Raw genomic sequence first — 23,867 nt, forward strand, 5'->3', positions numbered from 1 at the left:
CAAAAATTGCAGGCTACTATTGTCCGCCACGGTCAGAATGAACGACTAGCCCAATAGAAGCATTACGATTGCTCCAAGACTTTTTAAACGCTTCCACGATCAGTCCTTCTTTCATGTGATTAAGTAATTGCCAGCCGGTTACCTTGCGGGAAAACAGGTCCATCCAAACTGCCAGAAAGCACCAGCCTCCACCTTTTAAAGGAATATAAGTGATGTCGCCAACCCACACCTGGTTGATTTTTACCGGGAACGCCTTTCCCTTTAACAGGTTGGGACTGATGGGATAAGGATGCCTGCTGTCGGTCGTACGGGGTACAAATGACTTCGGCTGGATAGCTTTCAAACCTTTCTCTCTCAATATCCGGCGCAGCTTGCACCGGCCTATCTTTAAGCCCTGATCCAATAGCTCCGGAACCAGCCTGCGGGTGCCATAACGACGTTTATGTAGCGTAAAAGCATCCACTACCTGCGCTTCGATCTTAGTGGCTACACGGTCTTCAACTACATCGCCCCTGTTGCGGAAAACGTAATAACAACTCCGGCTCACCGACAGAACATGGCACATCGTAATCACCGGAAAAATTAGTTCCTGGGATAAAATGAAAGCATACACCATCTTTAAATCCCCCGGCTGAAAATGCCCAATGCTTTTTTTAAAATATCTCTTTCCTGTTCTACTTCTCGCAGACGGGCTTTAACACGCTCATAATCCGCTCCCGATACATCCCCAATAGCTACATCCGGCAATGACTTTTTTGTTCCGCCAGCACCGGTTTGTTCGGCCTTCCATCTATGTACCATGTTCGAATTGATACCCAATGATTGCGACACATCCTGCACTGAACGGCCTGATGAAAGCATTTTAACTACATCGCGCTTAAATTCCTCATCGTATTTCCTACGGGGTGATTCTGTTTTTTTTCCTGACATTGATCTGCTAATTTAAGAGATTCCACTGTCCGGATAAACCGATCCATCTCACGGAGCATTCGTCCTTTCGTAATGGCCCAAGATGTGGCCATGTCCTTCCGCCAGCCGGTAACCGACATTAAATCCTTTCTGAAAATTTTGATCGTTCCTTAAATCCTTTTTTGGGGTTTTAGGCTCTTGTTTCATTTTCTCCTGTATGGACATCACCTGGTTTTCCTTACGCGCTGCTTCCAGACCTTTTTTATAGTCCTTGTGCAGTCCTTTACCCGTCAGCAGATTATCAATCATTTGAGGGCTGTGCTGTGCAAGTGTCCTGCCATTAAAAAATCCGTTTCTGAATTCTTTGCTCTGATCCTTGCGCGGCATATTCACATTAAAATGATGATAATCTCTGCCGACTCGCATCGCCAGGACAAAGTCATTATTCGGGTTGTTCCTGATGATCTGCTCTATAAGCCGAGGTTCATATATGCTAAGCATGTAACCTGCATTATAGCCTTTTACCATCCGCTTTTCTTCTTCTGTCAGCGCCATGATTTGAATGGTTTACGTGCGTGTTTCTCAATATACTCCTCGACAGATTCCCTGTCGTATAAAATCACCTTTTTAGACAGCTGGGAAATTCTGAAAGCTCCGGTATCGCGCAGCTTTTGTAATGTTGTAGGACTGCTGATGTTTAGCATGGACATTACAGATTCACCAGGAATCCACTTGTCTGGAGTCTCTCTGCCTTTCAGGCGTTCGTATAAGATGTCGATAAGCTCAAAAAATGCGGGCTCTTCCAAGCAATAGAACTGTGCGCCTACTTTATTATTTTCCATGCTCCTTTGGTTTGAAGTTTGATGTAGCGAATTTTAATTGCTGAATGAGGCTTATTAGAGTGACGCCAATTTTGTTAGCAATCTTTGAACTGTTCTTGCCCTGTAGCTTTTGTTCAAATATTTCGCCAGTTGCCATCAACCCATCAGTTAATGCAGCTGGCCCTCTGTCGATATTAATTTTTAAGCGTTCCATGTTTATTTTTCTTGACCGTACATACTATTTATGTTAATTAATTGCTTCCCCTAACGATTACTGAGCGTCCCCATGCCTCGACGACCTAAAGCCATTGAACAGCAAATAATCGACCCACCTGATTTTGAAGCGATTTTCAATCAATATGCGCAAGGACACGGTTCTGAAAACACTATTGCATTTCTCGATGGTGCCGTAACAATCTTCGGCATCATCGAAGAGATGCTTTACGCAAAGTTGAATGACGGCTCTCGATGGACGGAAGGGCGTGAAAAGGCATATTTTAAAATCAGTCATTTCATTAGAGAAAAAGGTGAATTATTTGATCGCATTGTTCCGGAGTTTGAAGAATTAAGGCAATCACTAAGCCTTCCTGGTCAAACGCCGTATACAAGTATCGTGGCAAAAAAGCCCAAATGATATCAGTTAAGATTTCTTAGAATTCTTATTTTTTATAAATCAGGAATTTTAAGAAGAGTTATCATATGCGCTTAAATGGATTGATATTCAGTCACTTTTATAATTTCGTTACTAACCATATCTACCGCAATGATCTGACAGAAGATCAGCGAAAAAAAATAACAGCTAATGGTTCAGAGATATGGAATGAACGTCAATTCAACAACGATCGTGGCCGATATATCTATGAGATATATCTTCCAAAAACAATCGGCAAGAAGTACATGACGAATAAAAAGAGCTCGCTTAAAAATGTAGACAAAGAAGAAAATGTAAACAACGCTTTGATCATACACATTCTTGAAAAAAAACTCGGCTATAAAATTCCAAAGAGCCTTTTAGAATACGATGGAATAAGCCTAATAAGGGCAAAAATTTTAATACAGTATTATTTAAAGAAAGAATATAGGAGTTACTACGATAAGAATATCTCCTATTATGAAGTATACGACGAGAATAATGATGTTATAATAAAAGAAAACTTGTATAGAAAGGAAAAAGAGAGGAGTATTAATGTAGATGTCTCTAAAAATGGAACAGGTGGTGAAAAATTTCTGTCTAAAGAGGCTAATAGAAAAAGTCCTGATACATCTTATAAAAATCAGTACAAATTTGCGAAGTTCTAAACTAGACGCTTTTTCAATCGAAGATAGGATAGCGAAAACTATCAACGTTTTTTTTGAAAATGTAGCTATTTCAAACTATAAAAAGGCAGAAAAATTACTTCACCTGAGTTTATCAAGAAAAGGCAGAAGTGAAGATGGGTTCATCTTTGAGAACTTTTACCCAACTCTAGCAATAAATGATATTAAGATTTTCGATTTGTTAGTGCAAACGAATTCAGCGGAATGTTATGTGTTTTTCAAAGAAACTGTTCGTTATAATGATTCTCAATTACTGGCGGAAATTAGAAAAGCGGATTTTAACCAATTAGAGCAATTCATTGAGAATTTAAGAATCTTTTACAACGAAAATATTAAAGACAGTAAGTATTTTGAAAAATCCATGAGAATAGGGTATCTGTTTGATATAGAATATTCTCAGGAAATTTCCCGATCAAGTAAATTCCTACGGTTTAGTGGTGACTTCCCTGAACGGAAAACTATGACTCTAAATCGCCTTTTTAAATTTAAATTAGTACATCAAAGTAACCGATGGTTGATAACGCTGTTTGAAAATGTTGATGTGCACTTTTGGCAGAAGTTGGGCAGAGTTTACTAGATGTCAATTTTCAATAGATGGTTCATAGAGCTATAATTTCTTATACTTTAGGATTCGGTTGTATCAAACTAGTCTAACGTCATCTATCTTAGTTAATGCGAAAATATTCTATATAAAAAGCGTTTGACAAACTTTGTAGCAACCCGAACGAACAGCTGATATTACTTTTCCCAATTGGTGTATTAACTAGCAGCAAAAAAAAACACAACGAGTTTTAACAAATTGTTTGATAAGGTGCACTCCGACAAAAATGTCCATTAGACAGCCACTATTAGGGGCGTTATGCAGTAAGTAATTGATTGCTTTTCGTTTTAATTACTGGTTCATACCATTAATCACCCTTACTTAAAACAATCCTCGTTTTTCGTACCTATTTCGTACCAAAACAAAAAAGCACTTAGATTTTCATCGTAAGTGCTTGATTTTCAGTGCGCCCACCTGGGCTCGAACCAGGGACCAAAAGATTATGAGTCTTCTACTCTAACCGACTGAGCTATAGGCGCGGTTATTTTCGAGGCTGCAAATATGGGGAAATGATGCGAAAATTGCAAAATTCATTTCCCTTTTTTAAAACGCACTTGTAACAGCCTGTTTTTTAGCAATTTTATTTTCCTAATACGGTCAAAGGAACCGGTTCAGGGCTTTCGTTATCCTCTTTAGGCGGTCGGCCATGCCACCCGTTTGATAGCGATGAACCCGATATATTCATCACCGGACCGAATATCACAGCTGCCCGGACCAATTTGCTCTTGTGCCGGGCATGTTATCAATTTTTAAATTTTAAGCCTTGCACAAAAGTATTTAATACCATTTGCACATATTTGCCATTAAATTACGCAATGTTTATGAAAAACATCAAAAACATCATATTCGATTACGGCAACGTTATCTTCCGTATCGATTTCCGCATAGCGCAGCAGGAATTTAAAAAGCTCGGCGTAGTTGATGCCGAAGGCTTCTTCGGCCACCGCCAGCAGGATCAGATATTCGACAAGTTCGACCGTGGCGAGGTCAGTGCCGATGAATTTCGGGCTTACGTAAAAGAAAAGATAGGAAACCCAGATATAACCGACCAGCAAATAACCAATGCATGGAACAGCCTGTTGTTAGGCATCGCGCCGGGCAACCATGATCTGCTTCTACAACTGAAAGATAAATACCGTACTTTTTTGCTCAGCAACATCAATGATATCCACTACAACTATATCATGAAGTACTTGAAAGATGAGTTCGGTTTTGATGATAATGAGCATCTCTTCGAGAAAACCTACTATTCGCACCTGGTGGGCAAGCGCAAGCCCGAACTGCATATTTTTGAACAAGTACTGCATGAGAACAACCTTATTGCAACCGAAACGTTATTTATAGATGATAGTCCTCAGCACCTGGAAGCCGCCAAAACGTTAGGCATACAAACGTTTTTGATGACTGCACCGGATACCCTGCAGGCCTTCGCCCAACGTGAACATTTAATTTAACCACTGCCAGTCATGCAACAGATCCTGCTTCAACAATATCGTTTAGTGCTTTCGGCCCGCAGCGCGCTTTTTGATTATTGCAAAACCCTTAAGCCTGAGGATTCGCTGAAGCCTTTGCCGGCATTCAATAACGAAAGCATACTAAGCCAGCTAATACACGTAGCCAATTGCTACTTGTTCTGGTTATCTAAAACAGCAATGCAGCAGCTACGGCCCTTTTTTAACAACGAAGAGCATCAGGATATACCTTCAGTAATACAAGTATTTGATAAGGTAGATATAATGATGCATGAATTTCTTCACTATTTTAGTGGGTCGTTGGAGCAGCAGCGGCTAATTACCCGTCCGGATGGAAGGCAGCTTACCCGCTCCCCTTTCGAAATTTTCACGCACGTCATCACCCACGAATTTCACCACAAGGGGCAGGTTGTTAGCATGAGCAGGCAACTGGGCTATACCCCGGTTGATACGGATGTGGTGAGGGAGTGAAATCCTAAAATCGAAAAGCTAAATTCTAAAGAAGAAATTCTAAAGTCTAATTATTAAACGCTAAAGCAAAATAAAGGCAAATCATCAAAAAAATCGCTCCCTTAATCTGCACATCTAAAATCTGCACATCCGCATATCTACCCCCTCCTCTTCTTCTCCTTAACAATCAAACTCAACTCCCGGCTCATTTGGCCGGCTATTGCTGTATTCTCCTGCGCACGGCGGAAAAGGTATGGCAGCACGGCCTTTATTGGCCCATAAGGCACGTACTTGGCTACGTTATACTTCGAATCGGCAAGATTGAAGCTCAGGTTATCGCTCATGCCCAGCAATTGCGAAAAATAAACGTGGGGGTTGTTATGGGCTATCTTCTTCTCGTCCAGCAGGTCGGCAAGCAGGCGGCAGCTATCTTCATTGTGGGTACCTGCAACAATGGCAATCTTATCTACATGGTCGGCGCAAAATACAAGGGCATCGTTGTAATCACGGTCGGTAGCGGCCTTATCCGGCTGTATGGGCGATGGGTAGCTGCGTTCTTCGGCGCGTTTGCGCTCTTTTTCCATATAAGCACCGCGTACTATTTTAGCTCCAAGGATAAACCCTTCATCTTCGGCCACGGTAAAATCAGTTATCAGCGATGCCAGTTTATCGTGGCGGTACATCTGATAAGTATTGTAAACAATGGCCTGCTCTTTGTTAAAAAAGCGCATCATGTTGATAGCGAGGTGGTCGATAGTTTTTTGGATCCAGCTTTCTTCGGCGTCAATCATTACCGGTATGCCTTCACTGTGCGCCATTTCGCATATCTCCAGCACGCGGTCCTGCACTTTTTGCCATTCTATCTGCTCGTCTATATTCAATTTCAGCCCTTCGTCCATCTTCTCTAATAGCGAGAGCCGGCCGACGCCGGTTACTTTGAACACGGTAAGCGGGATAGCTTTATCCTTAGATGCGCGCACCACGGTACGAATAATCTCGTCGCGCGTATTATCAAAAACAGTTTCGTCGTCCTCCCCTTCTATCGAATAATCCAGTATAGTACCCACGCCGCCATCGGCCAGGTTCTTGATGGTTTTGTCGCACTCGGAAATGGTTTCGCCGCCGCAAAAATGCTTAAATATGGTGGCCTTGATCAGGCTTTTAATCGGCATGCCTATCTTCATGAAAAAGTTGGTAACAGGCGGGCCAATCTTTACCAAAAAGTTCACGTTGATAACCCTGAACAGCCAATAGGCACGGTTAAGGTCGGTATTGCTGGAATGTTGAAAGGCGATCTGGGTATTTTCGAAAGATAGTTTTTCGTTCATGCTAGGATGTTCATAGTTCACGGTTGATAGTCACAGTAGCTGCGGGTGTTCCCATCAACTATAATCTATTAACTATGAACCAATGTGCAAAATTATAAAATGATAACCCATTATTGCACGAATAGTTTATTTTTGCCCTCCATGATCGAATTTAAAGTAATCGGCGATTTTATCCCCATGATACAACTGCTTAAAGCTGGGGGGCTGGTACAAACCGGCGGCGAAGCGCAAATAGCAGTACAATATGGCGAGGTAAGCTACAATGGCACCGTTGATTACCGCAAACGCCTCAAGGTAAAAGCAGGCGACCTGGTGGAATTCCGGGGCACGACCATCAAGGTTATTTAATTATGAACACGATACAAAGCGACGGTTACCAGATATTTTTTGAAGACAGCTTAAGCGAACTGGTTACGTTTATAAAGGAAGGCAAATACTCACGCAGTTTTGTTTTAACCGACGAGAACACGGCGGTACACTGCCTGCCCCTGTTACAGCAATACCTTGGCGAAGCGGATAATTTCGACGTTATCGAAATAAACGCCGGCGAGGAAAGCAAAAACCTCGATTTTTGCATCGGCGTGTGGAAAATGTTGATAGATTTTGGTGCCGACCGCAAAGCCCTGATGATAAATCTGGGCGGCGGCGTAGTTACCGATTTGGGCGGCTTTGTAGCCTCTACTTACAAACGCGGTATCGATTTCGTGCAGGTACCCACCACCCTGCTTTCGCAGGTAGATGCTTCTGTAGGCGGCAAAACCGGCGTAGATTTAGATAGCATCAAAAACATCATCGGCACCTTTACCCAGCCAAAGGCGGTATTTATGGTTGCAGAATTCTTCAAGACATTGCCCGAACGCCAAATCTTATCGGGCCTGGCCGAAATGCTGAAACATGGCCTCATTTGCGATGCAGCCTACTGGGACAAGCTAAAAACCAGCGATCTTAGTCTACCCGCCATAGAATTAGTACACCGTTCGGTAGAGATCAAAAACGAAGTGGTGATTGAGGATCCGCACGAAAAAGGCATCCGTAAGGCCCTTAACTTTGGCCACACTGTAGGCCATGCCGTTGAAACTTATTCCATGCTGAAGGATGCAAATCCTTTAACCCATGGCGAAGCGATTGCCGTTGGTATGGTATGCGAGGCATGGCTATCAAACAAAAAAATTGGCTTACCGGATGAACAGTTGCTTGAGGTCTCAGAAGTATTAACTAAACTTTACCCCAAACATTTTATAGCCGATGATTGTCATACTGCATTGTTTGAACTGATGCAGAAAGACAAGAAAAATCAAAACGGCCAAATAAATTGCACCTTGCTGACAAGCATCGGGCAGTTTAGTATTGATAATATCTGCACAGAGCAAGAACTTTGCGATAGTTTGAGATATTACGCTACCTTATAGAAAAATGCCCCCTTTAGATGCACGCCATGAAGCAGTAATGCTGCTGGTTGCTTTGCTGATAGGTTTAACCATCACCGAAATGTGGTTTAGCTATCGCGAAAACCGGCATTATTACGAAAAAAGAGATACACTTACTAATATCTACCTCACAGCGCTGGCTTTTTTGATGAACTTGCTGGTGAATGGCACCGGTTTCTTTCTATTGAACTTTGCCTACCAATACAGGTTTGTACAGCTAAGCAATCCATTTGTATACTGGTTCGTACTGGTGGTAGCGCAGGATTTTTTGTATTGGGTGCTACATTACACCGGGCATTATTGCCGCTTGTTTTGGGCCATGCATGTAACACACCATTCCAGCGAGCATTTTAACTTCAGCACGGGTTTCCGCTCTACGGTTTTTGAGCCCCTGTACCGCACCTTCTTTTACATGCCCTTAGCCCTGTTTGGCTTCAACGCGGTGGATATTTTATATGCCTACCTGCTTACGCAGCTTTATGGCAACCTGGTGCATACCCAGTTCCAAATACCGCTGCCCAAATGGTATGGCTTAATATTCGTAACGCCGGCGCACCACCGGGTGCACCATGCCAGCAATATCCCCTACCTGGATAAAAACATGGGCATGATGTTTATCCTGTGGGACCGGCTCTTCGGCACCTTCCACGATGAAGACCCCAACGAGCCCGTTAAATATGGCCTCACCCATCAACCCGAAAACATGGGCCCCGTAAACGTACTTTTCCATGAATGGAAAGATTTGCTGCGCGATGTAAAACGCGCGCCCGGCTTAAAAAATAAGTTGCTGTACTTCGTTAACCCTCCGGGTTGGAGCCATGATGGCAGTACGCAAACGGCAAGGGTGATGCAGCGGGAATATAGGAAGGATGCGGAGTAATCTCTAAATTTTGTCGACTTTCCGTGTTGAAATCCTTGCGTTTTTAAGTTCGATTATTAATTCATCGGCAGATTTCTCAGGGATGAAACCATCAAATACTTCTCTCAACGACTTCTTTTTTGGTTTTTGACCGCCTACGCGTTGCTTTAATTTTTTCACATCCTAAATTAGGATTAATCATTACAATCTTCAAAATCTATTTGTAACATGTATTACTACGTATTACATTTGTATTATGATTGAGACCATCCGTAGCAAAGCTTTAAAACTTTATTATGAAGATGGTAACGGCGCAAAGCTCCCACACGATCAGCTTTCTAAAATCGCGCGAATTTTAACCGCATTGGATGCCGTTACTTCTGACGATGATATTAAGCAACTTGGTTTAGGGATACATAAGTTAACCGGAAACATGAAAGATTTTTGGTCGATAAAGGTAAGCGCTAATTATCGCATCGTTTTCCGTTTTGAGGACGGTGATATATTCGACGTAGATTACGTGGACTATCATTAATAAAACCATTGCTATGCTAAAAAGAGGATTACCACCTACCCACCCGGGAGAAATATTAAAGGAAATGTTCATCACCGAGCGTGGCTTAACTATTACAGAAGTTGCTAAGGGTCTAAACATGGCAAGGGCAAACCTATCTTCCGTGATTAACGGGCATTTAGGTATTAGCCCTGAATTGGCTGTAAAACTATCTGAGGCTTTTGGGAATTCTACCCAATTCTGGATAAACCTACAAAACAACTACGAGGTGTGGCACGCCGAAAGGAAAATCAACAGGTCATCTATTCAACACTTCTATAAAGAGAGTGCCTAAATCAGCTCTACTTTTTCTTCCTGCTCGCTGACATTGCTACAATACTTATTGCGGCGCATTCGGCAAATAACTGCCCGGCAATATCCAGAGACATTTCCCTGGCATCGATAAAATTAATGCAGCCTTTCTGGAATTTGGCATCGGGCAGCAGCGGCGTATACTTGGCATGGAAAGCCGGGTTCATGTAGATGGGCATACAATGTATCGACATATAGTTCTTTACGCTCGCCAGGCCGTACTTCATGTAGGCACGCTCCTTGTATATAATCATCTCTTTACCCATCATCGGTTCTACAACCGGGGCTACCGTTTTGTCGTTGGCTAAGATAGCGTCGTGCAGGGCAGTCAGGATGGCTTGCCGTTCGGGCGCTTGCTGGCTGATGTATTCGGTTGGGGACATATGGGGTTTAAATTGATTTATGTAGCTTACAATATTCTGCCGTTAAAAACCTAAATTGGCTCTTAACTGTGTTTTTAAACATAGTCATCATGGCTTAGTTAAAATTAACAGACATTATTTTATATGGAAGTATGACTGACCGTTATAATTTACACCAATTTTACAGCCGCGAAGCGAGCAAGGTTAAATATATCCTTTTTGAAGAACCTACGCAGCACGTATATGATGCTGAACACCTAAGAATTGTCCGCCCTACAACGGCGATGCCTAAAAAAGCGCTCGAGAAAATTGAACGGGACTGGATAGAAACATTGCCAAAATTAAATAAGGCTAGGGGCCTATCTATCGTATCTCCCAAACAGGGTATTTTCGAGGCTGTTTGCTAGATGTCTCATCTGGAGAAGCTTTTTATCTCCAGTTCAAAAATCTACGACATATCAAATATTGTAAAGCTAAACAAGCTAAGGCGGTTACAATTCTCGAGCTGTACGCAATTAACTAATATTGAACCAATTACGTATTTAAATGACCTGGAGCTGCTGTCTTTCGAAAATTGTTTTAGGGTACTCAACTATGAGGTAATAGGTAAAATTTCTTCTTTGATAGGTTTAGAACTCTTCGGTGATGCCTTTGCACCTAAAAATCTTCAATTGACAAGCTTAAAGCCATTTACGGCTTTAAAAAAATTAACGCATCTGGATCTTGCAAGTGCATCAGTAATTGACAAATCGTACGAATACATTTTAGAGATGGAAAATTTAGAAAGGTTGGATCTTTTAGTAAAGATGCAGAAAGAACTAAGAGAACAAATCAAGTCGAATCATAAAAACCTCAGAGCTGGTTTTTTTATGGACTATGACTTTGAAAAAAATAAGTTTTTCGAGGGAAAAGAATGGTAAATAGACTCTCGATAGCTATTAAGTGCGTGACTCTTTAATCCTACAGCCATAACAATCCTATAAACTACATATCCACAAAATGAAATATTTACAATGTCCCAAAACCAAAGGCCAACTAACGCTGCCTTGTCTAAAGTTTTATAGCTACTCCATTTGTAATAGTCCGGCTCGGTGCCGTTATGCGAATCATCATATCCCATCAGCATTACACCTAACAAAGCATAAACCGTTAAGTCGACAACTACCGCTGCTGCGCTTAATACCCATAGTTTCCATGGTGTCATATATCTGTTGCAGTATTTAATAATGATTTAAATTGAAATTTGTCTTTTTTACCAAATAAAATTTTGTTCACCCACAAATATTCACAAAAAATAAAATTATCTCTTGACAAATTGTTTTTTACTTGTACATTTACGGCATAAGAACAAAAATGAACAACACACGTGCATATTTTTACGGTTTCTACTTTTACTTTAGCAGTAAAAGCCGGGACTGATATGTACTTAGAACACATACAAAACTGAAAAGTCCCGGCCCAAAAAGGCGGGACTTTTTGCTTTAACACGAATAATGAAAATCGAGAAACCAAGAGTTGCCATACAGGGGATACGCGCTTCCTTCCACGAGGAGGCCGCATTTAAATTTTTTGGCGAAAACATAATCACCGTAGAGTGCAACTCTTTTAAGCAAACCTTCGAGGCGCTAAAGAACGGCGAGGCCGATTACCTGGTAATGGCGATAGAAAACAGTATTGCCGGCAGCATATTGCCCAACTACTCGCTGCTGATGAGTTACAGTTTCCCGGTAGTGGGCGAGGTTTATGTGCCCATACAGCTGCATTTGATGGCGCTACCCGGCGTAAAGTTCGAGGATGTCAAATACGTCACCTCCCACCCCATCGCCATCCGTCAGTGCATTGATTTTTTTGACGAGTACCCGCACCTTCAAATGGTAGAGAGTAACGATACCGCCGCCTGTGCCAAACGCATCCGCGATGAGCAGCTAACTGATACCGTTGCCATTGCCAACGCCTTGGCCGCGCAGCTTTACGAGTTGGATGTGTTGGAACGCCGCATAGAATCGAACAAGAAGAATTTTACGCGCTTCCTCATCCTCACCACGCACGAAAACGCCAAAAAGAAACCCGGCAACAAAGCCTCGCTTTGTTTCCAGGTGAGCAACGAAGTGGGTTCGCTGGCCAAAGTGCTCAATATTTTTGCGCAGGAAAACGTAAACATGAGTAAGATACAAAGCATGCCGGTTTTGGGTAAGCGCAATGAATACAATTTTTATGTAGACATTGAATGGACGGAAACCAAGCACTACGATGCTTGCATCCGCCAGATACTCAAATACACCCACAACTTCAATATTTTGGGCGAGTACGAACGCTTTGAAGACGAAGTTGCACCACTGCTGCCAAAGGCGCAAAAACCAAAAAAGTATATCACGATCAAAAAAATAGAATAAAACTGCACCCTAACTTAATTTAAACAAACCCAAAAAAACAATCGGTGAAATCACTCTAAATCGGTGAAATCACAAAAACAAAAAAATCAACATTGAAATCACCTAAACAGGTGAAATCGAAAAATAAAACAAGACCATGAAACTGAATTTAAACATACAACCGCTAAATACCTGGATCAATAAAGCCGGTATCGAACCCCTATTAATTGCCGGCCCATGCAGCGCCGAAACAGAAGACCAATTAGTTGCCACCGCACACCTGTTAGCAAAAACCGGCAAGGTTAGCGCATTGCGTGCTGGTATTTGGAAACCACGTACCCGTCCGGGTGAATTTGAAGGTATTGGCAGCATTGGTTTAGAGTGGTTAAAACGTGCTAAGGCCGAAACAGGCTTGCCAACTGCAGTAGAAGTAGCTACCGGCAAACACGTAGAAGAAGCTTTGAAAGCAGGCGTAGACATCCTTTGGGTTGGCGCACGTTCTACTGTAAACCCTTTCACTGTACAGGAAATAGCTGACGCGTTGCGTGGCGTTGATATACCGGTGATGGTTAAAAACCCGGTTAACCCCGATCTTTCTCTATGGGTTGGCGCTTTAGAGCGTATAAACAATGCAGGCATCACCAAACTGGCGGCTATTCACCGTGGGTTCTCTTCATACGAAAAATCAGCTTTCCGCAACGAACCAATGTGGGATCTGGCTATCGGTCTTAAAACCCTTGCGCCGCACTTGCCTATCATTAACGATCCGAGCCACATCACCGGCAATCGCGATCTGATTGGCTACATCTCGCAGAAAGCGTTAGACCTGGATATGCAGGGCCTGATGATCGAATCGCACATTGACCCAAGCGTAGCCTGGACGGATGCCAAACAACAGGTTACCCCTGCTGCCCTTGCAGATATCATCAACAACCTGCACCTGCGTAAACCAGAAGTCCGCAACGCTGAGGTGAACGACAAACTGGCCGAACTGCGTAACCAGATCGACAAAATTGACGACCTGCTTATCCAGAAAATGGCTGAGCGTATGCAGATAGTGGAGAAAATTGGCAACTACAAAAAAGACAACGACATTACCATTTTGCAGGTAAACCGTTGGGACGAAATATTAAACAAACGTATAGGTTACGCCAAAGCGCTTAAGCTGAGCGGCGAGTTTACCGAGAAATTGCTGGAGCTGATGCACAGCGAATCTATCCGTAAGCAAACCGAGATCATGAACAAAAGCGAAGCAGGCCAGGCAGCAGAGAAATTAACGCACGCGTAAAGATTCTTAAATAAGTTTTTGCGCCAATTATTTACACGGCGCAAAAACAAAACATTTGCCCCGATACAAAGAAGGCAATGGAAAAGAAAAGAGTTTTAATAGTAGGATTAGAACCCGCAGATGTACAGTTGATTAGGCAAAGCGTTGGCTTTGATTACTTGATATTACATTATGATGTTTTGCCAAAAGTGCAGCTTGTTAGCGGGCAATTATTGGCAGAAAGCACAACAGTACCAGGTAAATTTTTACTGGTAGATGCAGTTATCTTCCACGGGATCTACGAAAACGACTTTGATTTGATCACCATGCTGGCTTTATGGAATGGGCCTTGTTTGCCCGGAGCCAGGGGGATGATGGATTTGCGGCAGCGGATACCAGGATTAGCAAGAGCTTTACAGGTCTCAAGGTTTACCGGTATCAAAAGAGGAATGGTTATCAATCAGGATAATTATTTCTCAGAAAAGGAAAGCGTTGCAAAATGGGGTGTATGGCATTGCGGGGAAGACAAAGCAAAGTTTACAGGCGATTGGGCGAGCAGTGAAACTTCTGTTATTGAAGAGTTTATAACAGGCGAAGCGGTGAGGATTATGATAATAGGCGATATCAGCTGGCAAATAAAACTCACCGGCGATACTTGGTTAAAGTCTATCCATAACGAAGGTTCGGGTCAAATGGATATCGATACGGAATTGCTGGCGGATGGGAAACGCATTGCCCGGCATTTTGGGCTGGAAATTGTGGGTATCGATTACATGGTAGGAAGCAACGGACAGAAGTATTTGCTGGAAGTGAACCATATCCCCAACGTAACGGTATTTAGCTTTGTAAACGAAGCGTTTATTGAATTTGCAAAAACATGGATAGCGGCAATTAAACTATCCGAGAACTATTAAGTAAATGAAGCATAACATCATACTTACCAAAACGGGCAAATCGGCCAGGGGCACTATACAGCTCACGGGTTCTAAAAGCGAGTGCAACCGCGCTTTGATCATAGAGGCGCTTAGCGGCGGTAAGGTAAAAGTTGAGAATATTTCTGATGCGGCAGATGCCGTGCTGTTGGCGGGTATTTTAAGGAAGTCGGCAGTTATCACTGAGCAGTTAGCAGTTGACAGCCCGAAGGTAGTTGTAGGGACGGATGAGGAACACGAAATTGAAGTAATAGATGAGCAGCTCGACACCCAGGAGCAACCACTCACCACTCCCCTTTCACCACTCACCAAAACCGTCAACATCGGTCCTGCCGGTACAGCAATGCGTTTTTTAACGGCGTATTATGCTATTGGTAACGAAGAAATAATATTAACAGGCAGTGAGCGGATGAAGCAGAGGCCGATTGGGATATTGGTTGATGCACTGCGGGAGTTGGGTGCCGAAATTGATTATGAAGAGCAAGAGGGGTATCCCCCTATCAAACTAAAAGGCAGCTTTGAGCAGCGAACTCGTAAGATCAGTATAAAAGGTAATATCAGCAGTCAGTATATCACTGCCCTATTACTCATCGCTGTCAAGCTGCCTTTTGGTTTGGAATTACATATCGAAGGCGAACTTACCTCGCGACCGTATGTTGAAATGACTTTAGCTATGCTTAAGGAAGCGAATATACTGCACACCTGGGAGGCGAATGTCATCTCTATACCAAATCAGGAGTTTGCAACTACATCGTTACACATAGAACCGGACTGGAGCGCAGCATCTTACTGGTATGCCATAGCCGCATTGAGCGACGAGGCGGAACTGTTCCTGCCCGGGCTGACATCATACAGTTTGCAGGGAGACAGCGTGATTACCGAGATCATGGCCAACTTCGGTATCACCTCACAGTTTAAGGATGGCGGCGTGCATTTAACCAAAGAGGTAAAGCCCATCTTCCGTAAGATATTCGACATGAAGGAATGTCCGGATCTGGCGCAAACCGTAATCGTAGTGTGTGCGGCCCTTGGCCACGAGGCAACCTTTACCGGGCTGGAAACTTTAAAAATTAAAGAGACAGATCGCGTACTGGCCCTGCAAAACGAACTGGCCAAAATTGGCGTTAAGCTGATTGAAAAAGGGCAGGTTTACAAACTAGACTGTAGCGAAAAACAATTACCGCAGCGCATGTATGTAAACACCTACGATGACCACCGCATGGCGATGGCTTTTGCACCGCTGGCGGTACTCATCCCCGAATTGGAAATTGAAGATGCCGACGTAGTAGAAAAATCGTACCCGGCGTTTTGGAAGGATTTGGCGAAGGTGGGGTTCGCGTATCGCAACGCTTAAATAAAACCACCGCGTCATTGCGAGGCACGAAGCAATCTCCCGATAAGCAGGGCGGATATGCAAAGCTTAGAGATTGGTTCGTTCCTCGCAATGACGTTGGGGAGAAAAAATCTAAAATCTAAAATCGTACATCTAAAATAAAAATGGCAGGTAACTCATTCGGGCAATTATTCAGAATAACAACATTTGGCGAATCGCATGGCGAGGCTATTGGCGTAATAGTAGACGGCTGCCCTGCCGGCTTAGCGGTAGATCTGGATTACATTCAGGGCGAACTGGATAAGCGCAAGCCCGGCCAAAGCAAAATAACCACACAGCGTAAAGAAGCGGATACCGTAAAGATCCTTTCGGGTACTTTCGAAGGTAAAACAACGGGGACGCCAATCGCTATGATCATCCCCAATGAAGATCAGCGTTCTAAGGATTACGGCCACAATGTGGATATTTTCCGCCCTTCACATGCCGACTACACTTACCAAACCAAATACGGCATCCGCGATCATCGCGGTGGAGGCAGATCATCGGCCCGCGAAACAGCTGCACGTGTAGCTGCCGGCGCGTTAGCAAAATTATTATTAAAAACACAAGGCATAGAAGTACTGGCACACGTAAGCAGCGTAGGCAAGATTGATGCGCCCAACGTGAGCATTACCAGCGCAGAAGAATTTTTAGCCGAAAGGGAGAAGAACATCGTCCGCTGTGCCGACCCCGCCACTGCCGAAGAAATGATTGAGTTTATCGACGGCATCCGCAAACAGGGCGATACTGTTGGTGGTAAAGTTAGCTGCCATATACAAAACTGCCCGGTTGGCCTTGGCGACCCGGTATTCGATAAGCTTCACGCGGACCTGGGCAAAGCGATGCTCAGCATCAACGCGGTACACGGTTTTGAATTTGGCTCGGGCTTTTCCGGCAGCGAGATGCGTGGATCTGAACATAACGATATTTTCATCACCAATGATGCCGGTAAGGTTAGCACCATCAGCAATTTCAGTGGCGGCATCCAGGGTGGTATCAGCAATGGTATGCCTATCGATTTTAAAGTGGCATTCAAACCCGTTGCCACCATTATGCACAACCAACAAACGGTAGATAGCGAAGGCAACGCCGCCGAAATATCGGGCAAGGGCCGACACGATCCTTGCGTTGTACCACGCGCCGTACCCATTGTAGAAGCTATGGCCGCATTGGTACTGGCCGATCATTGGCTAAGAAACCGCAATTCGAAACTGTAGCTGCGTCTTGCGTTTACGCTAAACCACAACAAAAGACCTTTTACCACAAAAGCCCCGTTTAATCTGCATTTAAATCAGAATGAACGGGGCTTTCAATTATATCGGAGCCACGTAAGGCAGGAGAAACATGTGGGTTTTTATCCCTCTTCAGGCACCAGTTTCCCCTCCGCAAACTTATTGATCATCATGGCCGCAACATTATCGCCGGTAGCGTTTAAAAGCGTTGCTACGGGGTCTATCAGGGTGCCGATGATTATTGCGGGAGGAAGCGCTTCTGGCGGGAAGCCGTAGGCCGAGATGAACAGCAATTCGCCGATATAGCCGCCGTTGGGTATGCCCCCTTCTACAATGCTCACCAAAACCGTCATGCCCAAGGCTACGGCAATAACACCCGCACTATCGAACCCCTTGCCAAACATGGCAAAAACAACCGCCATTTTCAGGATTGAGGATACACTTGAACCGTCTTTATGTAATGGCCCACCCAATGGAATAGTTATGCCCGCGATAACATCGCTTACACCCATTTTTTTGGCCGCATCAATATTGGCGGGTATAGTAGCAATACTGCTGCAGGTGGCCACCGCTGTGGCCGAAGGGATAATATTGTTTTTCCAAAATCTCCGGATGCCTTTTACGCCACCGGCGATAAAGGCATACAGACTGTAAAATACGGCATAGTAAAAGAGGCTCACGCCATAGCCGATGCCTAAGGTGTGTGCGTAAGTACCAAATAATGCAGGGCCAAATTCCGCCACCTGGTAGGCAAAATAGGCGCCAAGCCCCACCGGCCCAGCCTTCATGATGATGATGAAAACTTGTTTGAAGGCTTCGTTGCCGGCATTTAAAAAGTCGCTGAAGGCTCTGCCTTTTTCGCCCGCCCGTAGTGCGCCAAAACCCACTAAAATGGCAAAAATGATCATGGCCAGCATATTTTTACGCGACAGTAAATTAAAGAATTCGCTGGTGGTGAAAAGTTGCACGATAGAATCGCCCGAGAATTTTTTACCGGCATCCTTCGAAACATCGGCAGCAGCCTTAGCCATGCTATTATCTAACGGAAATATCCACAATGCCGTTATGGTTAAAATAGCTGCAACCAATATCATGCCCAGGAAAACGCCCGTCATGATACCCATAATTCGGCTGAGTTTCTGCGTGCCTTGCAGGTTGGCTATGGCTGATGATATCGCAAAGAACACCAGCGGAATTACTGCCACAAACAGCAGGTTGAGGAACAGGTCGCCAATCGGCTTCAACACCTCGGCATCTTTTTTCAGCACAATACCTGCTATAGTGCCCGCAATAATGCCTGCAAGCAGCCAGATAATGCTACTATAATTTTTAAACCAGTTATTATTCATAAGTAAGTTGAACCTGCCGCTATCGGGCAATGGTGAAAGGTAGAAAATTTATCGGATTAAATTCCTTCACTATTCAAAACATCCATGAAGATAAGATTTGTCAACTTTCAAAAAGTTGACAAATCTTGATGGCTTTTGCTACTTTTGCCCTTCAGCTATAAAGCATCACATATGGAGACTACTTTCGCAACTATCGCTCATATTATCAAAGGCCGCCGTACTATTAAGCCTTCTACCATGAACGGCAACAAGATACCTAACGGCCACGTGGCCTCTATTTTAGAGCTTGCAGACTGGGCGCCTACCCACGGTTTAACCGAGCCATGGCGTTTCATTGTTTTTGAAGAACCTTTACAATATTGCGCCCAGCACGCCGAAATATATAAGGCGAGCACTACCGAGGAAACTTTTAACCCAACCACTTTTGCCAATTTGAGCAGCCAGGGCAACAATACATCGCATGTAGTTATTGCCTACCAAAAACGCGGCGATTTGCCAAAGATACCCAAGTTTGAAGAAGTGATAGCAGCGTCATGCGCGGTACAGAACATGCTTTTGGGGGCCACGGCGCTCAACATCGGCGCGTTTTGGAGCACCGGTGGTATGGCCCTTAAGCCGGCCTTCGCCGAGCATTTTGGCCTGGGTGCAGAGGATAGCGTTTTAGGCGTAATTTACCTGGGCTATACAGAGACACAACCAGCGGGCGTGCGCAAAACACCAATTGAAGAAAAAATTACCTGGAATAAATAAAAGCCAGCAGGACGGAATATAAATGACACCCTCCCGGCTTTAGCTGGTGAGGGTGTTCTGCTTTTAGGGCCATTGCCAATTGTCCTGTGATAAACAAAGAGGTCCATATAAAAAATAAAACCACCAGCGAATAGCCATGCAGTTAAATCCTGTTAAATTCGCCTTAATACTAAAGCCGTGTTACAACTTTACAAAAACGCTTACAGCGGGTTAGCCCGCAACAATTGGTACCTAAGCATCGTGATGCTTATAAACCGCAGCGGTACCATGGTTGTGCCGTTCCTCACCATTTATTGTATCAACCAGCTGCATTTTACGGTGGCGCAGGCAGGCACCGTAATGGCGCTGTTCGGCATGGGCTCCATCATTGGCGCGTATTGCGGCGGGTTGCTATCTGATAAGATTGGCTTTTACGATATGCAGGTGGGTGCCTTACTCACCGGCGGGTTGATGTTTATATTGCTGGGCTTTGCCCACACCTTTGTTACGCTGGGGGCAGGCACATTCGTGCTCAGTTTTTGCAACGAATCTTTCCGCCCGGCTAACTCCATGGCTATTGCTTATTACAGCAAGCCCGAAAACAAAACGCGTTCGTACTCGCTGCACCGCCTTGCGGTAAACCTGGGCTGGACGGTGGGCGCGGCAACCGGCGGTTTCCTGGCATCGTTCAATTATCATTTATTATTTTGGGTAGATGGCTGCACCAACATATTGGCCGCGTTGATGTTGCTGTGGCTGATGCCGCGCTCGGGCTATAAAAGGCCGGTTAAAGTTTTGGGCAAGGTTGCAGCCACGTCCTCGGCTTACAAGGATAAAACGTACCTGCTGTTTATCGGGCTAACTACGCTTTTCAACATCTGCTTCTTCCAGTTTTTTGTGATGGAGCCAGTTTTCTATAAACTGGTGTGGCATTTTAACGAGCGGTTTATTGGCTTCCTGCTGGCGCTTAACGGTATGATTATCGTGGTGGTAGAGATGGTAATGATCAACTACCTGGAGGGCAAACGGCACCCTTTGATATTCATTGCAAGTGGCATAGTGGTTACAGGCATCGGCTTCCTGCTGCTCAACTATCTCCCCCCCACTGCCGTGGCAGGTTTGTTGGTGGTTATCATTGTTACTTTCGGGGAGATGCTGAGCATGCCTTTTGGCACCTCATTTTGGGTTACACGCTCATCTGAACATAACCGCGGGCAGTACGCCGCTTTGTACACCATGTCCTGGTCGGCAGCGCAGGTTGTAGCACCTGCATTGGGTGCACAGGTGATACAGCACGGTGGCTTTAAGGTGCTGTGGAGCCTGCTCGGCGGCATTTGCGCGGCAGTAACCGTGGGCATATTGCTGATGTATAAATTCAATGCCGAAAACAAAGTAGTGGCCGATATTAAGCAGGCGGAAACCGAAATGCAAGAGTAAGGTGCTTAAAACCCGCGGAAGGTTGTGCCGACTGCAAGCACTACAAAACCAATCAACACCAGGGTAAAACTGTAGAGCGTTAAATAAGGCACGGGTATTAAATGGCCGATGATGCCGGCAATGCCGCAGGCTAAGCCAATAATCCAGGTAATTCTTTTGGGTGAGGATGGGTTTGTCATGATGTTTTGGTAAAGATTTAATTGTGAATATGTTATGCAGGCAACGCAGGGTTGAGCAAAAGGTTTCACTCATAATTAAAAGTAATTTTTAAGTTTTCGAAACTTTCAGTTTCAAACCTCCTCCATATATTTACCTCCATGAAACGTGTACTCATTCTAGATCTTGATAATACCATCTACCCGGTAAATTCTATCGCCAACCACCTATTCGGTCAGCTATTTAAACTGATAGACGAGCATCTGGAGCCTACCGACAGCGAAATGGTAAACAAAGCCAAAGACGAGCTTACGCGTCGTCCCTACCAGCATGTGGCCGACGAATTCGGTTTCAGTGCCGAACTGAAAGCTATGGGCATGGAAATGCTGAACAATATTGAGCTGGATGTACCCATGCGCGCGTTTGAGCAGTATGCACAAATACAAAATATCGCCATAGATAAATACCTGGTAACAACCGGCTTTACCAAGCTACAGATGAGCAAAGTGAAAATGCTGGGTATCGAAGCTGATTTTAAAGGTATTTATATCGTAGACCCCGAAAAATCATCTCAAACAAAAAAAGATGTTTTTGCCAATATAATGGCCGAAAATGGCTACACGGCAAAGGAAGTTTTGGTAATAGGCGACGACCCTAAATCAGAAATAAAAGCCGCCGTAGAGTTAGGCATCGATACCTTCCTATTCGACCCGGGCGACCGCTATACCGATGCTACCGTTACCTACAGGGGCAAAGATTATACGGATGTAGTGAAGATAGTTAGAGGAAGCTAAACACCATAACGTCATGTTGAACTCGTTTCAACACCCCATCATAAAAGTAGCCACTGTGCTTAACCGCTTTGCATGGTCGCCACCTTGCAGATGGGGTGCCGAAATAAATTCGGCATGACGGGTAGATTATTTAGGTAAGGCTCACCACCCGCACCGTCACAATCAACTGCCCCAAATGCCTCATCGTATGCTCCGCCGCGTGCGTGTAAAGCCCGATAACCGTTGACGGCAACTTCCCTCTGCCCACCGGGCGAAACTCTGCTAGCGAGGCCGGATCAGCTTTGCTGAGTTGGGAAAGTGATTCATCAACTTGCCGGTTAAACGCAGCAACTAAATCCTGTGTAGTGTAGGCTTTATTAGCCGTATTACCCTCTTGGCTCAAATACTCCAGTTGCTGTTCGGTCAACGATTCGTTGTTTGCATAAGTAAAAAGCCTGTCGAGCACGCCGGTTAAATGCTGTAAATGGAAATCCGGCGATGCCATGCCGGCAACTTTATCCCACAATTTATCATCGGGGAAACCGGCCATCAATTCGTTAAGTTCTTCTCTTGCTTGTAACAGCGCATGTGCTACGGGTTGCAGCAAAGCGGGTATGCCGGGCAGCGGGCCACGCAGCCATACTTCGGGTTGAGTGCTCATAACTTATGGTTTTGTGGCCAGCCTGTCCTTCACATCATCGTGGTTGAGGGTGCCGGGCAGGTCGTATATCTCTTTGGCGCGGCCCTTAGGATTATCGGTCCACAGCCAGCTGGTCCAGGTCATAAACCAAAGCCATTTGGGCTGCGCCTTAAGCACCTGCGGGTTGGGTATCTCGCCGTTCTCGGTAAGCGCTATGGGTTTACCTGCAGCCAGTGCTAGCAATTCGTTATAGTCGCTTTGTTCATAATCAAAGTGATAAACATCGGCACCCAAAATATCTACGTAGTTGGCGCCGGGATAATAATCTTTATAATGATAGGCTTCGTCTTCTGGAATATCGCGCAGGCCGTTGGCGCCCCACACCCAAATCAGGTTATTCAGATGGTGGTAATTAGTGTACCTGTCGTACATCATTTTATACAGTTTTATAATACCATCAGGCCCTTTTTTATTTCCCCACCAAAACCATACGCCATTCATTTCGTGATAGGGCCTCCACAGCACCGGCACATGCGCGTCCTGTAGTTGTTTCAGGTAACCGGCAATAACATCTATCTGCGCAACCCATTTTTTGTTGAGGGCAGTGCCGGGGGTGGTTAGTTCCGTCCATTGTGCTGGGGTAAGTTTGCCCTGCACGCTTTCTTTCCAGCCGTAAGGCGGCTCATCTGTTGGGCGGCCCTGATGCCACATCAGACTAACCAGGTAACCCTCGCGCGATTTTTTTATCGATTCGTTTACAATATTCTGCCCCAGGTCTTTATCGCCCCATAAAATAAAATCGGTACCCCAAAGTGCCGGGTATTTGCCGGCAATGGCCTTTGCCGAATCGGAGAAAACGTTTAAATCGCTATTGTAATTATGCTGGCCTGATAGAATGTGCTTGCCGTTTATCTCATACAGGTAAGCCAGTAGGTCGGTTGCTTCTTTACCGGCGTTCTTATTTACGGGCTTAAAGGTTTGCGCCATAGGGCTGCAGGCCACCAACAATAGTAAAGGGATAAATAATAATATTTTCTTCATCGGGCCAAAAGCTTTTTGTATATTATACTGGGCATTTAAATAAATGCGGTATTGTGGTATAGCTATTGCTATTGCTACCAAAGCTAAATATATAATTCTATCCAATGATAAAGTTTAATCTAAAAAAAGTTTCCCTAACAAGCGCCATACTGGTCT

Annotated in this window: 31 protein-coding genes and 1 tRNA gene; 19 read left to right on the plus strand and 13 right to left on the minus strand. The window is 44.4% G+C overall.

The window, feature by feature from the left end:
• Nucleotides 1-16: 16 nt before the first annotated feature.
• The 5 genes from E2R66_RS12590 to E2R66_RS12610 are packed head-to-tail and all read right to left on the minus strand — an operon-like array spanning nt 17 to nt 1,944.
• The gene (locus tag E2R66_RS12590; protein ID WP_240049313.1) at nt 17-616 is read right to left on the minus strand and encodes an IS3 family transposase; all 600 of its coding nucleotides are present in this window, start codon (nt 614-616) and stop codon (nt 17-19) included.
• Between the two features lie 2 nt (nt 617-618).
• The gene (locus tag E2R66_RS12595; RefSeq protein WP_133231296.1) at nt 619-930 is read right to left on the minus strand and encodes a transposase; all 312 of its coding nucleotides are present in this window, start codon (nt 928-930) and stop codon (nt 619-621) included.
• Between the two features lie 48 nt (nt 931-978).
• Nucleotides 979-1,464: a hypothetical protein gene (locus E2R66_RS12600; RefSeq protein ID WP_133231294.1), complete on the minus strand. Its 486-nt coding sequence runs from the start codon at nt 1,462-1,464 to the stop codon at nt 979-981.
• Nucleotides 1,455-1,751, minus strand: coding sequence for a helix-turn-helix domain-containing protein (locus E2R66_RS12605; protein ID WP_133231292.1), 297 nt, complete (start codon nt 1,749-1,751; stop codon nt 1,455-1,457). Before E2R66_RS12605 ends, E2R66_RS12600 begins: the two co-directional genes overlap by 10 nt.
• The gene (locus tag E2R66_RS12610; RefSeq protein WP_133231290.1) at nt 1,741-1,944 is read right to left on the minus strand and encodes a hypothetical protein; all 204 of its coding nucleotides are present in this window, start codon (nt 1,942-1,944) and stop codon (nt 1,741-1,743) included. Before E2R66_RS12610 ends, E2R66_RS12605 begins: the two co-directional genes overlap by 11 nt.
• Before the next feature lie 72 nt (nt 1,945-2,016).
• Between E2R66_RS12610 and E2R66_RS12615 the strand changes: the two genes are divergently transcribed.
• The 3 genes from E2R66_RS12615 (at nt 2,017) to E2R66_RS12625 (ending at nt 3,624) form a co-directional block, all read left to right on the plus strand.
• The gene (locus E2R66_RS12615; RefSeq protein ID WP_133231288.1) at nt 2,017-2,364 is read left to right on the plus strand and encodes a hypothetical protein; all 348 of its coding nucleotides are present in this window, start codon (nt 2,017-2,019) and stop codon (nt 2,362-2,364) included.
• Between the two features lie 263 nt (nt 2,365-2,627).
• Nucleotides 2,628-3,029 (plus strand): hypothetical protein, encoded by a 402-nt coding sequence (locus tag E2R66_RS12620; protein WP_133231286.1) that lies wholly within the window; start codon nt 2,628-2,630, stop codon nt 3,027-3,029.
• Complete coding sequence (locus E2R66_RS12625; RefSeq protein ID WP_133231284.1) at nt 3,016-3,624, plus strand: hypothetical protein; 609 nt, start codon at nt 3,016-3,018, stop codon at nt 3,622-3,624. Before E2R66_RS12620 ends, E2R66_RS12625 begins: the two co-directional genes overlap by 14 nt.
• Before the next feature lie 429 nt (nt 3,625-4,053).
• Here E2R66_RS12625 and E2R66_RS12630 read toward each other — a convergent pair.
• Nucleotides 4,054-4,127: transfer RNA gene (locus E2R66_RS12630), tRNA-Ile, on the minus strand.
• A gap of 342 nt (nt 4,128-4,469) precedes the next feature.
• Here E2R66_RS12630 and E2R66_RS12635 point away from each other — a divergent pair.
• Nucleotides 4,470-5,102: an HAD family hydrolase gene (locus E2R66_RS12635; RefSeq protein WP_133231282.1), complete on the plus strand. Its 633-nt coding sequence runs from the start codon at nt 4,470-4,472 to the stop codon at nt 5,100-5,102.
• Between the two features lie 12 nt (nt 5,103-5,114).
• Nucleotides 5,115-5,591 carry a DinB family protein gene (locus E2R66_RS12640; protein ID WP_133231280.1) on the plus strand — a complete coding sequence of 159 codons (477 nt, stop codon included), beginning with the start codon at nt 5,115-5,117 and terminating at the stop codon, nt 5,589-5,591.
• A 137-nt stretch (nt 5,592-5,728) separates the two neighbouring features.
• On the opposite strand, the gene E2R66_RS12645 is transcribed toward E2R66_RS12640, so the two are convergent.
• The gene (locus E2R66_RS12645; protein WP_133231278.1) at nt 5,729-6,898 is read right to left on the minus strand and encodes a proline dehydrogenase family protein; all 1,170 of its coding nucleotides are present in this window, start codon (nt 6,896-6,898) and stop codon (nt 5,729-5,731) included.
• Between the two features lie 141 nt (nt 6,899-7,039).
• On the opposite strand from E2R66_RS12645, the gene E2R66_RS12650 reads away from it, so the two are divergent.
• The 3 genes from E2R66_RS12650 to E2R66_RS12660 are packed head-to-tail and all read left to right on the plus strand — an operon-like array spanning nt 7,040 to nt 9,205.
• Nucleotides 7,040-7,246 carry an RNA-binding S4 domain-containing protein gene (locus E2R66_RS12650; RefSeq protein ID WP_133231276.1) on the plus strand — a complete coding sequence of 69 codons (207 nt, stop codon included), beginning with the start codon at nt 7,040-7,042 and terminating at the stop codon, nt 7,244-7,246.
• Between the two features lie 2 nt (nt 7,247-7,248).
• A complete protein-coding gene (gene aroB, locus E2R66_RS12655; RefSeq protein ID WP_133231274.1) occupies nt 7,249-8,307 on the plus strand; it encodes a 3-dehydroquinate synthase in 1,059 nt (352 codons plus the stop codon).
• 4 nt (nt 8,308-8,311) lie between these two features.
• Entirely contained in the window at nt 8,312-9,205 is an 894-nt protein-coding gene (locus E2R66_RS12660) for a sterol desaturase family protein (protein ID WP_133231273.1), read from the plus strand.
• 3 nt (nt 9,206-9,208) lie between these two features.
• Here the strand turns inward: E2R66_RS12660 and E2R66_RS28345 are convergent, their stop codons facing one another.
• The gene (locus E2R66_RS28345) at nt 9,209-9,364 is read right to left on the minus strand and encodes a hypothetical protein (protein WP_158288405.1); all 156 of its coding nucleotides are present in this window, start codon (nt 9,362-9,364) and stop codon (nt 9,209-9,211) included.
• A gap of 76 nt (nt 9,365-9,440) precedes the next feature.
• Here E2R66_RS28345 and E2R66_RS12665 point away from each other — a divergent pair, with 76 nt between their 5' ends.
• Nucleotides 9,441-9,719, plus strand: coding sequence for a type II toxin-antitoxin system RelE/ParE family toxin (locus E2R66_RS12665; protein WP_133231271.1), 279 nt, complete (start codon nt 9,441-9,443; stop codon nt 9,717-9,719).
• A gap of 13 nt (nt 9,720-9,732) precedes the next feature.
• Nucleotides 9,733-10,032: a HigA family addiction module antitoxin gene (locus E2R66_RS12670; RefSeq protein WP_133231269.1), complete on the plus strand. Its 300-nt coding sequence runs from the start codon at nt 9,733-9,735 to the stop codon at nt 10,030-10,032.
• A 7-nt stretch (nt 10,033-10,039) separates the two neighbouring features.
• Here the strand turns inward: E2R66_RS12670 and E2R66_RS12675 are convergent, their stop codons facing one another.
• On the minus strand, nt 10,040-10,432 hold the full coding sequence (locus E2R66_RS12675) for a hypothetical protein (protein WP_133231267.1): 393 nt from the start codon (nt 10,430-10,432) through the stop codon (nt 10,040-10,042).
• A 599-nt stretch (nt 10,433-11,031) separates the two neighbouring features.
• Here E2R66_RS12675 and E2R66_RS12680 point away from each other — a divergent pair.
• From E2R66_RS12680 to aroC, 6 genes are all read left to right on the plus strand, one after another.
• Nucleotides 11,032-11,331 carry a hypothetical protein gene (locus tag E2R66_RS12680; RefSeq protein WP_133231265.1) on the plus strand — a complete coding sequence of 100 codons (300 nt, stop codon included), beginning with the start codon at nt 11,032-11,034 and terminating at the stop codon, nt 11,329-11,331.
• Between the two features lie 573 nt (nt 11,332-11,904).
• Nucleotides 11,905-12,804 carry a prephenate dehydratase gene (locus tag E2R66_RS12685; protein ID WP_133231263.1) on the plus strand — a complete coding sequence of 300 codons (900 nt, stop codon included), beginning with the start codon at nt 11,905-11,907 and terminating at the stop codon, nt 12,802-12,804.
• A gap of 136 nt (nt 12,805-12,940) precedes the next feature.
• Complete coding sequence (locus tag E2R66_RS12690) at nt 12,941-14,071, plus strand: bifunctional 3-deoxy-7-phosphoheptulonate synthase/chorismate mutase type II (protein ID WP_133231261.1); 1,131 nt, start codon at nt 12,941-12,943, stop codon at nt 14,069-14,071.
• A 77-nt stretch (nt 14,072-14,148) separates the two neighbouring features.
• Complete coding sequence (locus E2R66_RS12695; RefSeq protein WP_133231259.1) at nt 14,149-14,964, plus strand: ATP-grasp domain-containing protein; 816 nt, start codon at nt 14,149-14,151, stop codon at nt 14,962-14,964.
• 4 nt (nt 14,965-14,968) lie between these two features.
• The gene (aroA, locus tag E2R66_RS12700) at nt 14,969-16,336 is read left to right on the plus strand and encodes a 3-phosphoshikimate 1-carboxyvinyltransferase (protein ID WP_133231257.1); all 1,368 of its coding nucleotides are present in this window, start codon (nt 14,969-14,971) and stop codon (nt 16,334-16,336) included.
• 143 nt (nt 16,337-16,479) lie between these two features.
• Complete coding sequence (gene aroC / locus E2R66_RS12705) at nt 16,480-17,571, plus strand: chorismate synthase (RefSeq protein ID WP_133231255.1); 1,092 nt, start codon at nt 16,480-16,482, stop codon at nt 17,569-17,571.
• A gap of 137 nt (nt 17,572-17,708) precedes the next feature.
• Here the strand turns inward: aroC and E2R66_RS12710 are convergent, their stop codons facing one another.
• A complete protein-coding gene (locus E2R66_RS12710) occupies nt 17,709-18,935 on the minus strand; it encodes a dicarboxylate/amino acid:cation symporter (RefSeq protein WP_133231253.1) in 1,227 nt (408 codons plus the stop codon).
• Nucleotides 18,936-19,106: 171 nt separating this feature from the next.
• On the opposite strand from E2R66_RS12710, the gene E2R66_RS12715 reads away from it, so the two are divergent.
• Nucleotides 19,107-19,685 carry a nitroreductase family protein gene (locus E2R66_RS12715; RefSeq protein WP_133231251.1) on the plus strand — a complete coding sequence of 193 codons (579 nt, stop codon included), beginning with the start codon at nt 19,107-19,109 and terminating at the stop codon, nt 19,683-19,685.
• Between the two features lie 177 nt (nt 19,686-19,862).
• On the plus strand, nt 19,863-21,101 hold the full coding sequence (locus E2R66_RS12720; RefSeq protein ID WP_240049314.1) for an MFS transporter: 1,239 nt from the start codon (nt 19,863-19,865) through the stop codon (nt 21,099-21,101).
• 5 nt (nt 21,102-21,106) lie between these two features.
• On the opposite strand, the gene E2R66_RS28685 is transcribed toward E2R66_RS12720, so the two are convergent.
• The gene (locus E2R66_RS28685; RefSeq protein ID WP_192901972.1) at nt 21,107-21,280 is read right to left on the minus strand and encodes a hypothetical protein; all 174 of its coding nucleotides are present in this window, start codon (nt 21,278-21,280) and stop codon (nt 21,107-21,109) included.
• Nucleotides 21,281-21,418: 138 nt separating this feature from the next.
• Between E2R66_RS28685 and E2R66_RS12725 the strand changes: the two genes are divergently transcribed.
• Nucleotides 21,419-22,051, plus strand: a complete 633-nt coding sequence (locus E2R66_RS12725; RefSeq protein WP_133231249.1) for an HAD family hydrolase — start codon at nt 21,419-21,421, stop codon at nt 22,049-22,051.
• 130 nt (nt 22,052-22,181) lie between these two features.
• Here the strand turns inward: E2R66_RS12725 and E2R66_RS12730 are convergent, their stop codons facing one another.
• Nucleotides 22,182-22,691 carry a DinB family protein gene (locus tag E2R66_RS12730; RefSeq protein ID WP_133231247.1) on the minus strand — a complete coding sequence of 170 codons (510 nt, stop codon included), beginning with the start codon at nt 22,689-22,691 and terminating at the stop codon, nt 22,182-22,184.
• A gap of 3 nt (nt 22,692-22,694) precedes the next feature.
• Nucleotides 22,695-23,711, minus strand: coding sequence for a glycosyl hydrolase (locus tag E2R66_RS12735; RefSeq protein ID WP_134737926.1), 1,017 nt, complete (start codon nt 23,709-23,711; stop codon nt 22,695-22,697).
• Nucleotides 23,712-23,867 lie beyond the last annotated feature (156 nt).

Source organism: Mucilaginibacter psychrotolerans (assembly GCF_004519315.1).
Classification (GTDB): Bacteria; Bacteroidota; Bacteroidia; order Sphingobacteriales; family Sphingobacteriaceae; genus Mucilaginibacter; species Mucilaginibacter psychrotolerans.